The 13,730-nt window shown below is 39.1% G+C and carries 12 protein-coding genes and 1 pseudogene; all 13 read right to left on the bottom strand.

The annotated features are described in order from the left end of the window. Positions 1–5: 5 nt before the first annotated feature. Entirely contained in the window at positions 6–1,061 is a 1,056-nt protein-coding gene (gene tolA, locus E3U36_RS03545; protein ID WP_180817127.1) for a cell envelope integrity protein TolA, read from the bottom strand. A gap of 34 nt (positions 1,062–1,095) precedes the next feature. Further along, positions 1,096–1,518 carry a colicin uptake protein TolR gene (tolR, locus tag E3U36_RS03540; protein ID WP_180817126.1) on the bottom strand — a complete coding sequence of 141 codons (423 nt, stop codon included), beginning with the start codon at positions 1,516–1,518 and terminating at the stop codon, positions 1,096–1,098. Between the two features lie 17 nt (positions 1,519–1,535). Continuing rightward, positions 1,536–2,222 (bottom strand): Tol-Pal system protein TolQ, encoded by a 687-nt coding sequence (gene tolQ, locus E3U36_RS03535; protein ID WP_180817125.1) that lies wholly within the window; start codon positions 2,220–2,222, stop codon positions 1,536–1,538. Beyond that, a pseudogene (ybgC, locus tag E3U36_RS03530) lies at positions 2,219–2,615 on the bottom strand (tol-pal system-associated acyl-CoA thioesterase). The gene tolQ and the pseudogene ybgC overlap by 4 nt, the downstream one beginning before the upstream one ends. A 112-nt stretch (positions 2,616–2,727) precedes the next feature. After that, on the bottom strand, positions 2,728–3,027 hold the full coding sequence (gene ybgE / locus E3U36_RS03525; protein WP_180817124.1) for a cyd operon protein YbgE: 300 nt from the start codon (positions 3,025–3,027) through the stop codon (positions 2,728–2,730). 5 nt (positions 3,028–3,032) lie between these two features. After that, positions 3,033–3,152 carry a cytochrome bd-I oxidase subunit CydX gene (gene cydX / locus E3U36_RS03520; RefSeq protein WP_180817123.1) on the bottom strand — a complete coding sequence of 40 codons (120 nt, stop codon included), beginning with the start codon at positions 3,150–3,152 and terminating at the stop codon, positions 3,033–3,035. Between the two features lie 12 nt (positions 3,153–3,164). Next, positions 3,165–4,304, bottom strand: a complete 1,140-nt coding sequence (gene cydB, locus E3U36_RS03515) for a cytochrome d ubiquinol oxidase subunit II (RefSeq protein ID WP_180817122.1) — start codon at positions 4,302–4,304, stop codon at positions 3,165–3,167. A 17-nt stretch (positions 4,305–4,321) separates the two neighbouring features. Further along, on the bottom strand, positions 4,322–5,887 hold the full coding sequence (cydA, locus tag E3U36_RS03510) for a cytochrome ubiquinol oxidase subunit I (RefSeq protein WP_180817121.1): 1,566 nt from the start codon (positions 5,885–5,887) through the stop codon (positions 4,322–4,324). Between the two features lie 585 nt (positions 5,888–6,472). Next, positions 6,473–7,348 carry a succinate--CoA ligase subunit alpha gene (gene sucD / locus E3U36_RS03505; RefSeq protein WP_180817120.1) on the bottom strand — a complete coding sequence of 292 codons (876 nt, stop codon included), beginning with the start codon at positions 7,346–7,348 and terminating at the stop codon, positions 6,473–6,475. A gap of 3 nt (positions 7,349–7,351) precedes the next feature. Beyond that, complete coding sequence (gene sucC, locus E3U36_RS03500) at positions 7,352–8,518, bottom strand: ADP-forming succinate--CoA ligase subunit beta (protein WP_180817119.1); 1,167 nt, start codon at positions 8,516–8,518, stop codon at positions 7,352–7,354. A 133-nt stretch (positions 8,519–8,651) separates the two neighbouring features. Continuing rightward, the gene (gene odhB / locus E3U36_RS03495) at positions 8,652–9,881 is read right to left on the bottom strand and encodes a 2-oxoglutarate dehydrogenase complex dihydrolipoyllysine-residue succinyltransferase (RefSeq protein ID WP_180817118.1); all 1,230 of its coding nucleotides are present in this window, start codon (positions 9,879–9,881) and stop codon (positions 8,652–8,654) included. After that, positions 9,878–12,706, bottom strand: coding sequence for a 2-oxoglutarate dehydrogenase E1 component (gene sucA, locus E3U36_RS03490; protein WP_180817117.1), 2,829 nt, complete (start codon positions 12,704–12,706; stop codon positions 9,878–9,880). The genes odhB and sucA overlap by 4 nt, the downstream gene beginning before the upstream one ends. Positions 12,707–12,988: 282 nt before the next feature. Then, a complete protein-coding gene (locus E3U36_RS03485; RefSeq protein ID WP_180817116.1) occupies positions 12,989–13,705 on the bottom strand; it encodes a succinate dehydrogenase iron-sulfur subunit in 717 nt (238 codons plus the stop codon). Positions 13,706–13,730 lie beyond the last annotated feature (25 nt).

The following is a 13,730-nucleotide window of genomic DNA, read 5'->3' as shown; positions in this document are numbered from 1 at the left end:
CCTTATCACGTATTCACGTCCGTAATAATTAATTTGAATATTAACAAAGGTGAATGCACAAAACCAGATAACTGAAAAACTTTTGTTAATTTTACTAGCCTTATGCTATTCATAACATTCATTAACGAAGGCTGGAATACTAAAGTACTTCCCTGTTCATTAAATGCATCATAAATACTACGACTAGGCGGTTTAGGCATTGTCGCTGTTTTGGCTGCACGTATCGCTGCTTCACAGAGTGGTTGATCATTTGCTGTATTACTTTTAGCTGCAATACTAATTAACATGCCGTCAGGAGCGAGTTTTATGCTTAATTCGCATGTTTTACCACGATAAATATCAGCATCATAAAATTTGCTTTCAATTGCGGCTTTGATCTTACCTGCATAATTAGCCACATCCGAACTGGATGCCCCGCTTTTTCTATTTCCTCCTTGACCCGCTGCTGCTGCACCTCCCATTTGCTGAGTTGGTTGTTGGGCAGTTAATCCACCAAGCAGAGAGTCAACCGTAGCAGCCTGTTTAGCCGCATCTGCTTTTTTCTTAGCTGCCAGCGCCTTAGCGGCTTTTTCGGCTTTTTCTTTTGCCTCTGCCTGCTCTTTTATTAGCCGTTCTTGTTCTGCTTTAGCTTTAGCCGCCGCTTCTTCAGCAATTTTCTGTTGCTTCTTGGCTTTCTGCGCCGCGTCTTCTGCTTGCTTGCGTTGCTGCTCGGCTTCTCTTGCTATTTTTATACGCTCCTCTTCAACCATTTTTAAGCGTTTTTGTTCTTCTTCCTGCTGTTTTCGGAGTTCTTCTTCTTGCTGTTGAAGACGTTTTTTTCGCTCAGTATCGGCGTGTTTGGCACTATTTTGCTGCCGTTGTAGCTGGTTATACTGTTCTATTACTACGCTGGGATCAACCATGATCGCATCAACCACTTCACCGCCTTGACCACCGCCACCAAGCTTAATAATTTCATCCAATGAACCCAAAATAATAAAACCAAATAACAAAACGTGGAATATAATAGAGAGTACCACAGAGCAACTCAATTTATTTTTTTGCTCTTTTGTCTTTATCACAACAGATTTCCAAACACGTAATTATGCAATTACATCAAATAGGCTGAGTCATAAAACCAACCGATTTGATGCCAGCTTGATGAAGTATATTCAGCGCTTTAATAACTTCTTCGTATGGTACATCTTTAGCGCCACCAATTACAAAAATGGCCTGCGGATTTTTTGCCAATGCGGCTTTTGTTATTGCTGCAATCTGTTCTGGCGGTAAAAGCTCTTCTCGATGACCATCAATAATGACACTGTATTGCCCTACTCCAGAGACTTCAAGAATAATCGGTGGATTATCACTACCTGACACAATTTTTGATTGAGTCGCATCGGGTAATTCCACTTTCACACTTTGTGAGATAATCGGCGCCGTTACCATAAAAATCAATAACAATACTAACAGTACATCCAATAAAGGAACGATGTTAATTTCAGATTTCAGTTCACGCCTATGTCGAGTCCGTGCCATCTTTCTGTTCTCCGTATTTATTGCTTTTCAGAAGCAAAAGCTTGACGATGCAGGATGGCTAAAAATTCTTCCATAAAATTGTCATAACTTTGATCCAATTTATTGACCCGCTGGTTTAGTCGGTTATATGCCATCACAGCTGGAATTGCAGCAAACAAGCCGATTGACGTTGCAATTAACGCTTCAGCAATACCCGGGGCTACCATTTGTAATGTTGCCTGTTTAACCGAGCCTACTAATGCAATGAAAGCATGCATAATTCCCCAAACGGTACCAAATAATCCAATATAGGGGCTTATTGATCCTACAGTACCTAACAAGGGAATATGCGTCTCTAATGATTCTAACTCACGATTCATCGATATTCGCATAGCTCTAGAAGCACCATTCATTACCGCTTCTGGTGTATGAAGATTGGCTTGACGTAAACGAGCAAACTCTTTAAATCCAGAATAGAAAATCTGTTCTGCTCCAGTTAATGCATCACGCCGATCCTGACATTCTTTATAGAGACGCGATAGCTCAATACCAGACCAAAAACGATCCTCAAAAGCTTCCGTTTCTCGGGTTGCGGCATTTAAAATTTTGCTTCGTTGAATAATAATTGCCCAAGAAGCAATAGAGAATCCTATTAGAATCAACATGATAAGTTGAACCAAAAAACTCGCTTTTAAGAATAAATCTAATATATTCATGTCAGTCACTGCTTAAACTCCGCGACAATAGACTCCAGGAAGCCTAGTTGGCTTCATTTTAAATGTATCAATTGAAACAATAACTATTTCTGCTGTGCAAATTTCTTTCCCTTGCTGATTAATTAACCGTTGAAAAAAAGCCAATGATGTAAGTTGAACATAGCTAATTGTGGTTTCAACGGTCAATAAATTATCCAATTTAGCGGGGTGTAAATAGTCAATTGTCATTTTACGTAAGACAAAAGCTAAATTTTCTTTTCGTAATTTCTGCTGTTTAAATCCTTTTTCTCGCAACATTTCCGTTCTCGCACGTTCAAAAAAATGCGCATAACGAGCATGATAAACTACACCTCCCGCATCAGTATCCTCATAATAAATACGGATAGGCCAGCAAAACAGCATATTTTTACTCCCCTTGCTATCAATAAATTACCCGTCACTATACTTAAGTGAATCATCTATTGGAATGATTTATAAATAAAGTTACAAAAAAATAGTGAAATATAAACTTATCTTATGAAATGAAACTAATACGAAAGAAATAAAATAGTCCACAAGCTAGGATTAAAACAGCAGGTAAAGGATGAAAAAGATAACGCCAAAACGCATTTTTAGGTAAAAACCCAATACCAAAAATTATCCCACTACATGTTGCCAAAATAAGCAATAACCCCTGCCATATAGCAATAGAACTGGTATTTGAGGCAAATAAGGTTGGATCCCAGATCACACAAAAAGCCATGGCAAATGCCATAAAGAGAATAAGGATCCGAAACGGACCCTTATGCATTGATGAGTAGATTTTATCTACCATTATCATTATCCAGTATGTTTAGCTTTGTTGGCCGCATTAGCCTCAACCTGTTCGATAGCCAGAGCTGCAATGACAGCGAAACTACAGGCAAGAAGCGTTCCTAAAATCCAAGCAAAATACCACATGCCATTCGCTCCTTAATATAATGAATGTTTGTTATTTTCAATATGCGCTTTGTCAATTCGACCAAACATTTTGTAATAACACCAGGTAGTATACACCAATATAATTGGCACAAAAATGATAGCAACAACTGTCATCACTTGCAATGTAAATAAGCTCGACGTGGCATCCCAAATAGTCAAACTGGCATTAGGCTGTATATTTGAAGGCATAATGAATGGGAACATACTAATACCGAAAGTTAAAATAATACAAGCAATTGTCAGTGATGAAAATAAAAATGCCCATCCTGCTTTATCAAGCTTGGTGAATAGGATAGTCAGTATTGGAAAAAATAAGCCAAGTGCCGGTAATGACCATAGTCCTGGATTATTATTAAAATTAACCAACCATGCCCCTGCTTCTTTTGCTACTTCTTTGTGTAACTGATTAGAAACAGCGTAGGTATCGATTGTACTTTTAATCGCATAACCATCAATTCCATATATCAACCAAAAACCAGCTCCAGCAAAAGTAATTAATGTGAAAAAGGCGGTGATATAAGTGATATTACGTGAACGTAGATGTAATTCACCTAGCGTGCGCATTTGGAGATAAGTCGTGCCCTGGGTGATTATCATCATAATAGAAATAATGCCTGCTAATAAGCCATAAAGATTGAGTAAACCAAAGAAAGTCCCGGTATAATTCAAATACAATAGGTCATTAACTGTAAAAGGAACGCCCTGTAGCAAATTACCAAAAGCAACACCAATGATCAACGGAGGAACAAAGCTACCAATAAATATGCCACGATCCCACATATTGCGCCATTTGGAATTTTCAAGCTTAGAACGATAATCAAAACCTACCGGTCTGAAAAATAGTGCAGCCAAGACTAATATCATGGCAACATAAAAACCTGAGAATGCCGCAGCGTAAACCATCGGCCAAGCCGCAAATAGTGCACCACCAGCAGTTACTAACCAAACCTGATTACCATCCCAATGAGGTGCGATTGAATTGATCATGATCCGACGCTCAGTATCAGTTTTTCCCATAAATGGCAATAAGATACCAACACCCATATCAAAACCATCGGTCACGGCAAAACCGATCAGCAACACACCAATCAGTAGCCACCATATAAATCTTAGAACTTCATAATCAAACATGAATGGACTCCTGTTTACTAAGCGTCTTGGGCTGAAATATTTTGTTGCTCATAATGATAACGACCTGTTTTAAGACTACTCGGCCCTTTACGTGCAAATTTGAACATTAGGAACAATTCAATAACCAAGAACAAAGTATACAGACCACATATTAGCCCCATCGAGAAAAGTAGATCTGCACTACTTAATGATGAATGTGCAACCGCTGTCGGTAAAATTTCACCAATTGCCCACGGTTGACGACCATATTCAGCAACAAACCAACCTGCTTCAACGGCAATCCATGGTAATGGAATACCAAACATGGCTAAACGTAAAAGCCATTTTTTCTCACCAATGCGGTTACGAATAACAGACCAGAATGATAAAGCAAAAATAAGTAACATTAATAAACCGCAAGCCACCATAATGCGAAATGCCCAGAATAGAGGCCAGACTTTAGGAATACTATCTTTAGCGGCCGCTTTAATATGTTCTTCGCTGGCATCAATAACATTAGGTGTATAGCGTTTTAACAACAATCCATAACCAAGATCTTTTTTATTCGCATCAAATGCTTTTCGTATAGCAGGATCATTATCACCAGCTTGTAATTTTTTTAACAGAGCATAGGCATTCATACCATTGCGGATACTAACTTCATGTTGCGCCATTAAATCTTTTAAACCCAAAACCGGGGTATCAATAGAACGGGTAGTGATAATTCCCATTAACCATGGAATTTCTACTGCGAATTCATTTTTCATTTTTTCGATATTTGGCACAGCAATAAGATTAAATGAAGCCGGCGGCGGTTGGGTTTTCCATTCAGCTTCAATGGCGGCTAACTTGGTCTTCTGAACATCACCCATTTCATAGCCAGATTCATCACCCAAAACAATAACAGATAGTACTGAAGCAATACCAAAGCTTGCCGCTATTGCGAAAGAGCGTTTAGCAAAAGGTCGATCACGGCCTCTAAGTAAGTAATAAGCACTGATACCTAAGACGAACATGGCACCTGTACAATAGCCAGCGGCAACAGTATGAACAAATTTAACTTGTGCCACGGGATTTAAAACTAATTCTGAAAAACTGAGCATTTCCATCCGCATGCTTTCAAAGTTAAAATCAGACGCAATCGGGTTTTGCATCCAACCATTAGCAACTAAGATCCACAGCGCAGAGAAATTAGAACCTAACGCAACCAACCATGTGCTAGCTAAATGTTGGGTTTTACTGAAACGATCCCAGCCAAAAAGAAATAAACCAACAAATGTTGACTCCAGGAAGAACGCCATTAATCCTTCAATTGCCAATGGCGCACCAAAAATATCACCAACATAATGTGAATAATATGACCAGTTAGTCCCGAATTGGAACTCCATGGTCAAACCCGTTGCAACACCTAAGGCAAAGTTAATAGCAAATAACTTACCCCAGAATTTTGTCATATCTTTATATATCTGTTTACCTGAAATGACATACACCGTTTCCATTATCGCTAGTAAAAACGACATACCAAGTGTTAATGGTACAAACAGGAAATGATACATTGCAGTTAAGGCAAACTGTAACCGGGACAGTTCGACAATATCAAACATCTTGACTCCTTGCTCCTAGCAGGAAGACACCGACTTGCGGCGACCTGACTTTCATAATGCAAAAGATGAAAGCCTCATAACTACCAGCTTTATACATCTTAAAATAACGATAAAAAATTTATCAAAATACAACAAACATCTTAATAATAGTACGCTTATATACACTTATAATAAATAGATTTAATACGATTAAGATTGAAATTTTGCAATTAAATCAACATACCGCTACATTTAAATACTGACTAAATTTGCTCAACGATCAATTTCATCGAAAAAATAAATAAAACCTATTTTATTGTTTGATTTAAATCAATTTTTATTAAAGTCATCAATATATTAAATAGCTGTTTATTGTTTTGTTCATGCCAAGAAAATAGGCAATAATTCATTTTAACCATGTACTTGTTGTTGACTTGGGAAAACTCGCCAAAACGCTATTAAAAAAACCATCAACAGGATATTTTTAATCCACATAATGCCACTTTTAATATCGAAAAAATCAAGTTTACCAGCATTACTCACTGCCTAAACATAAAAAAAGCCACTATCTATGAGTGGATTTTACTAATCATAGTCGAAATCAGGTTATTTACTAGTCACTAATTGCTTAATAGCTTCACCAATCTCAGCTAAGCTACGAACAGTTTTTACACTTGCTGCTTCTAATGCATCAAACTTTTCATCCGCAGTACCTTTGCCACCAGCAATGATGGCGCCAGCATGCCCCATACGCTTACCTTTTGGTGCTGTTACGCCGGCAATATAAGCAACAACTGGTTTTGTTATATGTTGTTTAATATAAGTGGCCGCTTCTTCCTCCGCTGTACCACCAATTTCACCAATCATAACGATAGCTTCAGTTTGGGGATCTGCCTGGAATAGTTTCAATATATCAATAAAATTTGAACCCGGAATAGGATCACCACCAATACCAACACAAGTAGATTGCCCTAATCCTGCATCAGTTGTCTGCTTAACGGCTTCATAAGTTAATGTACCAGAGCGCGATACAATACCTACTTTACCCGGTTTATGAATATGTCCAGGTTGGATACCAATCTTACATTCACCCGGGGTAATAATACCTGGACAGTTCGGTCCTATCATTTTTACCCCAGTTTCATCTAGCTTTGCTTTCACCGTTAGCATATCTAACGTGGGGATCCCTTCGGTAATGGTAATAATCAGTTTGATACCACTATTGATAGCTTCAAGAATCGAATCTTTACAAAATGGAGCAGGAACATAAATAACCGATGCGGTTGCACCTGTTGCTTGTACAGCTTCACGGACTGTATTGAAAACAGGTAATCCTAAATGTGTTGTTCCACCTTTACCTGGCGTTACACCACCGACCATTTTTGTCCCATAAGCAATTGCCTGCTCTGAATGAAAAGTTCCTTGGATACCTGTAAATCCCTGGCAGATAACTTTAGTATTTTTATCAATTAAAATAGACATTACTTATTTCGCCTCCGCTGCTGCTACTGCTTTTTCTGCCGCATCGGTCAAGCTGGTTGCAGCAGTAATTTTTAGGCCACTATCCGCTAACTTTTGCGCACCAAGCTCAGCATTATTGCCTTCAAGACGAACAATGACCGGGACTGTTACCCCAATTTCTTTAACTGCTCCAATAATACCTTCAGCAATCAAATCGCAGCGAACAATACCACCAAAAATATTGACCAAAACAGCTTTAACATTTTCATCAGATAAGATAATTTTAAATGCTTCTGCTACACGTTCTTTAGTTGCACCACCACCCACATCAAGAAAATTAGCTGGAGAACCGCCATGTAACTTCACAATGTCCATGGTTCCCATAGCTAAACCGGCACCATTAACCATACAACCAATATTGCCATCTAAAGCAACATAGTTTAATTCCCACTCCGACGCATGGGCTTCACGGGGATCTTCCTGAGAAATATCACGCATCTCCTTTAATTCTACTTGGCGATATAGTGCATTGCTATCCACACTAAGCTTGCCATCCAGACAGATTAAATCCCCTTGCTTAGTTATCACGAGAGGATTAATCTCGATTAAAGCCAGATCACGCTCGAGAAAAATTGTCGCTAATCCGATAAATATTTGGGTAAACTGCTGGACTTGTTTGCCGCTCAAACCTAGCTTAAAAGCAAGCTCGCGTCCTTGATAAGGCATAGGGCCGGTTAATGGATCAATAATAGCCTTATGAATAAGTTCTGGTGTCTCTGCTGCAACTTTTTCAATTTCGACCCCACCTTCAGTCGATGCCATAAAGACAATTCGACTAGAGGCGCGATCTATCACCGCACCTAAATAAAGCTCTTTATCAATATCCGTTGCTTCTTCTCCCAAAATTTGATTAACGGGCTGTCCATGGGAATCGGTTTGGTAAGTCACTAAGCGTTTTCCTAACCACTTTTCAGCAAATAACCTGATTTCGTCGCGATTATTAACAACTTTTACGCCACCCGCTTTGCCTCGACCACCAGCATGTACCTGGCACTTTACAACCCAAGGACTATTACCCAATTTTGTTGTTGCTTCTTCTGCCTCTTTTGCTGTTTCACAAGCATAACCTGTCGGTACTGGCAAACCATAATGCGCAAGCAGTTGTTTTGCCTGATATTCGTGTAAGTTCATGATGCACTATCCATAATTTAGCCTGACAGAGAGTTCACAATTCTCTATATATTTTTATTTAAACATTGGTCAATAAAAAATTAACCAAGCTTTGCTCCAGACTGAGTAAATAACTTCACTCTAAATTGGTTATCTAGACGTCTAACAATAAACGAGCCGGATCTTCCAACATGTCCTTTATTGTCACCAAGAAGCTAACAGACTCACGTCCATCAATTAAACGGTGATCATAAGAAAGTGCTAAATACATCATTGGCAAGATTTCGATTTTACCATCAACTGCCATCGGCCGATCTTTGATTGCGTGCATACCTAAAATTGCACTTTGCGGCGGATTAATGATCGGAGTTGACATTAAAGAGCCAAAAACACCACCGTTAGTAATAGTGAAGTTTCCACCGGTCAATTCTTCAACCGTTAATTTGCCGTCACGCCCCTTAACTGCCAACTCTTTAATACGCTTTTCAATTTCTGCCATGCTAAGCGCATCTGCATCACGTAATACTGGTGTAACTAAACCCCTAGGTGTGGAAACAGCAATACTAATGTCAAAATAACTATGATAAAGCACATCTGAACCATCAATCGATGCGTTCACTTCAGGATAACGCTTTAAGACTTCAACAACTGCTTTCACATAGAAAGACATAAAACCCAAACGCACACCATGCCGCTTTTCAAAGCTTTCACCATAATGTTTACGCAAATCAAAAACAGGCTTCATGTTAACTTCATTAAAGGTAGTCAACATGGCAGCATTATTTTTTGACTCCAGTAAACGCTCTGCTATACGCTTACGCAAACGCGTCATTGGTACCCGTTTTTTACTTCGATGAGAAGAAGTTGATGATGGCGTTGTAGATGCGTCATTCTGTTGCTTAATCGGTCTATTTTCGCTTGCTGTTGATTGGTTTTGAATATATTTCTCAACATCATCACGCGTTATACGCCCACCTACGCCGCTACCTTTGATATTGCTCGGGTTTAAATCATGTTCTGCAATTAAACGACGGACAGCCGGTGTTAGTGCACTATGACTCTCTTCCTCAAGGCTAGCAGTCTGGCGTTTGGCTGGTGCCGACTCAGTAGTCTCTTTTACCTCAGCCGGAATCCCGGTACTATCACTAAGATGTATGCGACCCAATAGCTGTTTTGATAAAACAGTAGCTCCCTCTTCTTCTAAAATTGATTCCAGAATACCTGAATCTGCTGCTGGTACTTCAAGTACAACTTTATCCGTTTCAATTTCCACTAACACTTCATCACGCTCTACCCGATCACCTGGTTTCTTGTGCCAAGGTGCAACTGTAGCATCTGCAACAGATTCAGGAAGATCAGGAACAAGAATTTCTATGTTACTCATTTTCTATCCTTTAATTTATTTATTTTTAGTGCATCATCAACCAATGCTTTTTGCTGTTCTTGATGAACAGACGCGTAGCCTACGGCTGGTGAAGCAGATGCGGATCTTCCCGCATAACTTAATAATGAACCTTTTGGAATTGCTTCCCGAATATTATGCTGACTACAGTACCATGCCCCCTGATTGAGAGGTTCCTCTTGACACCAGACAAAATCGCGAACATGCGCATAAGGCTTGAGCGTAGTTTCTAAATCTTTATGGGGAAATGGATATAATTGTTCAATACGAACGATAGCGATATTTTTTTGTTTGTTTTCACGACGTTGTTCAAGTAGATCATAATAAACTTTACCTGAACATAAAACGACACGTTTGACCTTTTTCGCATCTATGGGATCAATTTCATTAATTATCGGCTGGAATTCACCATTTGCTAACTCTTCCAAACTAGAAACCGCAAGAGGATGACGCAGTAATGATTTGGGTGACATAACAATCAATGGACGTCGCATATTACTAAGTATCTGACGACGGAGCATATGATAGACCTGAGCTGGAGTAGACGGAACACAGACTTGCATATTTTGTTCCGCACATAATTGTAAATAACGCTCTAAACGGGCTGAGGAGTGCTCCGGACCTTGTCCTTCATAACCATGGGGTAACAGCATCACCAATCCACACAATCGCCCCCATTTCTGTTCACCAGAACTAATAAACTGATCGATAACTACTTGCGCTACATTAGCAAAATCACCAAACTGAGCTTCCCAAATAGTCAAAACCTGTGGCTCGGCTGATGCATAACCATATTCAAAAGCAAGTACCGCTTCTTCAGACAACACGGAATCCCAGACGTCAAATATTCCTTGATTTTCACGTATATTAGCCAGAGGGACGTAAACTGAACCATTAGTTTGATTATGAATAACGGCATGACGATGAAAAAAAGTACCTCGGCCGGCATCTTCACCTGATAAACGAACTTGTATCCCTTCATCAACTAATGTTGCATAAGCCAAAGTTTCTGCTGCTCCCCAATCGAGCAATTTTTTACCGTTCGCCATTGCCAGGCGATCACTGTAAATTTTTTCAACCCGAGGATGCATGACAATCTCTGCCGGAATAGTACTTAAACGTTTAGCTAAGTCTTGTAGTCGTTTCTTCTTAACTTTAGCAGGGTAAGCATCATTCCATTCATGATTTAAATAGGGTTTCCAGACCGAATAGTCAGTTCCCATTGGACGCCATTCATCAACAACACAATCACCGTGATCTAACTTATCACGGTAAAGATTAACCATTTCTGTTACTTCGTCGCTAGTAACTGTCTTTTCCGCTATCAATTTATCCGCATAAATTTTACGCGGTGTCGCATGTTTTTTAATTTTTTGATACATTATTGGTTGGGTAGCACTCGGCTCATCCGCCTCATTATGACCATGGCGACGATAGCAAACTAAATCAATGACCACATCGCGTTTAAATTTATTGCGAAAATCTAATGCCAATCGAGTAACAAAAGCACCCGCTTCTGGATCATCGGCATTAACATGAAAAATAGGTGCTTGCACCATTTTCATGATATCAGTGCAATATTGTGTTGAACGTGCATCTTTCGGATTGGATGTGGTAAAACCTATCTGATTATTAACCACGATCCGCAATGTACCGCCAACCTCATAACCACGAGCCTGAGACATGTTCAGCATTTCCTGAACAACTCCCTGGCCTGTTACCGCTGCATCACCATGGATAGTAATGGGCAGTACCATATTACTACGAACTTCATCTAAACGATCACGACGAGCACGAACAGAACCGATGACTACTGGACTAACTATTTCTAAATGTGATGGATTAAAAGCCAAGGCTAAATGAACCAAAGCACCTTCTGTTTTAAAATCAGCAGAAAAGCCCTGATGATATTTAACATCACCAGTACCTAAATGATCTTTATGCTTACCTGCAAACTCATCAAACAGCTCTTTTGGTTGCTTACCTAAAATGTTAACTAAAACATTTAATCGCCCACGATGCGCCATTCCCAATACGACTTCACGCGTATCCTGATGACCTGCATAACGGATCAAATCTTTTAACATGGGAATGAGAGAATCACCCCCTTCAAGGGAAAAACGTTTTGCGCCAGGAAATTTTGCCCCAAGATAGCGCTCTAATCCTTCAGCTGAAGTTAATTCTGATAAGAAGCGGATCTTTTCTTGTTTGCTAAATTGTTGACTAACTGGCGTTGCCAGTTCTAGGTGCTGTTGGATCCAACGTTTTTCTTCAGTATTAGTAATATGCATGTATTCGGCACCAATTGAAGTGCAATAAATACGCTTCAGTGCAGTATACAGCTCACTTAATTTCATTGTTTCCTGGCAAATAGCAAAAGAACCAACATTGAACGTTTTTTCAAAATCAGCATTGATTAAATCATGAAATGAAGGATCTAAATCAGGTACAGTTTCTTGTTTCCAAAGCTCTAATGGATCAAGATTGGCATTTTGATGTCCTCTAAAACGAAAGGCGTTTATTAATTGGAGGACTTTAACTTGCTTCTCATCCAAAGAAGGATCACTAACCGAAGTTTGATAACGTGTAGAATCTTTCGCCAATGAACGAAAATATTCACGTGTTTGAGAATGGGAGTATTCACCGTTGGAGCTTGCACCTGGTAGTTTATTAAAAAAGTCTCGCCAGTCTGCATTAACGGAATTAGGGTCAATTAAGTAGTCTTCATAAAGCTGTTCGATATAAGACTGATTTGCACCAACTAGAAAACTTGAATCTAGCCAGTCCTTCATTACGCCGTTGTGCATTGTGATCCCTTAAGCTTATAGGCTTTAGTTTTCGTCGTAGTTAACAGTACCGCTTTTTATATAGACGGTTTCAATAAAGATTCTTTGAACGTGTTCTATGCACGATTATTAATAAAGGAGCGCTTAATTAAATTCCCCTTATTTATAAGAACCTGTAAAAACCGCAACCGGTTTTTACAGGTTCTTCTGTCATTTACCACATAAAATAAATATCAATTTTAAATAATAGTTTTCCATTTTTTATTTCCCGTAACATTTTGATTACGGTAATTTTTGCCAAAGCTATGCACTACGCTTTAATAACATCGATTTAATGTGCCCAATAGCTTTAGTTGGATTTAAACCTTTTGGGCAAACACTGACACAATTCATAATGCTATGACAGCGAAATACACTAAAAGCGTCATTTAAATTATCTAATCTGTTATCGGTTTCGGTATCCCGACTATCGATTAAAAAACGATAAGCAGCTAATAAACCGGCATGACCAATAAATTTATCCGGATTCCACCAAAATGATGGACATGAGGTTGAACAGCAAGCACAAAGAATACACTCATATAAGCTATCCAATTTTTCTCGTTGTGCAGGAGTCTGTAAATACTCACGAGCTGGTGAATTCTTGCCATCATTGATAAGGTAAGGCCGAATTTTTTCATATTGAGTATAAAATTGAGCCATATCAACAATTAAATCTCGAACAACCGGTAAGCCTGGCAATTGGCGCACAACAACCTTTTTTTTATCACGACACAAAGCTGATAGTGGAGTAATGCAGGCCAAGCCATTTTTACCATTCATATTTAATCCATCAGAACCACAAACGCCTTCACGACAAGAACGACGAAATGCTAAAGTAGGATCTTTTTCTTTTAGTTGGATTAAAGCATCCAGCAACATCATGTCACGCCCTTTAGCGATCTCCAAACTGTAGTATTGCATACGTGGCATATTATCGACGTCTGGATTGTAACGATAAATGGAAAATTCAATTTTCATAATCTACTTTCTCCGCAACACTATT

This window comes from Arsenophonus endosymbiont of Aphis craccivora, from assembly GCF_013460135.1.
Taxonomy (GTDB): Bacteria; Pseudomonadota; Gammaproteobacteria; order Enterobacterales; family Enterobacteriaceae; genus Arsenophonus; species Arsenophonus nilaparvatae.
The sequence above is the reverse complement of the archived record's forward strand: the minus strand, read 5'-3'. Positions and strand labels throughout refer to the sequence as shown.

What these genes read in the sequence shown, in the direction of transcription:
- tolR (WP_180817126.1), bottom strand. Translation starts at nt 1,518, where the DNA reads ATGGCACGGACTCGACATAGGCGTGAACTGAAATCTGAAATTAACATC.
- ybgE (WP_180817124.1), bottom strand. Translation starts at nt 3,027, where the DNA reads ATGGTAGATAAAATCTACTCATCAATGCATAAGGGTCCGTTTCGGATC.
- cydX (WP_180817123.1), bottom strand. Translation starts at nt 3,152, where the DNA reads ATGTGGTATTTTGCTTGGATTTTAGGAACGCTTCTTGCCTGTAGTTTC.
- cydB (WP_180817122.1), bottom strand. Translation starts at nt 4,304, where the DNA reads ATGTTTGATTATGAAGTTCTAAGATTTATATGGTGGCTACTGATTGGT.
- cydA (WP_180817121.1), bottom strand. Translation starts at nt 5,887, where the DNA reads ATGTTTGATATTGTCGAACTGTCCCGGTTACAGTTTGCCTTAACTGCA.
- sucD (WP_180817120.1), bottom strand. Translation starts at nt 7,348, where the DNA reads ATGTCTATTTTAATTGATAAAAATACTAAAGTTATCTGCCAGGGATTT.
- sucC (WP_180817119.1), bottom strand. Translation starts at nt 8,518, where the DNA reads ATGAACTTACACGAATATCAGGCAAAACAACTGCTTGCGCATTATGGT.
- odhB (WP_180817118.1), bottom strand. Translation starts at nt 9,881, where the DNA reads ATGAGTAACATAGAAATTCTTGTTCCTGATCTTCCTGAATCTGTTGCA.
- sucA (WP_180817117.1), bottom strand. Translation starts at nt 12,706, where the DNA reads ATGCACAACGGCGTAATGAAGGACTGGCTAGATTCAAGTTTTCTAGTT.
- E3U36_RS03485 (WP_180817116.1), bottom strand. Translation starts at nt 13,705, where the DNA reads ATGAAAATTGAATTTTCCATTTATCGTTACAATCCAGACGTCGATAAT.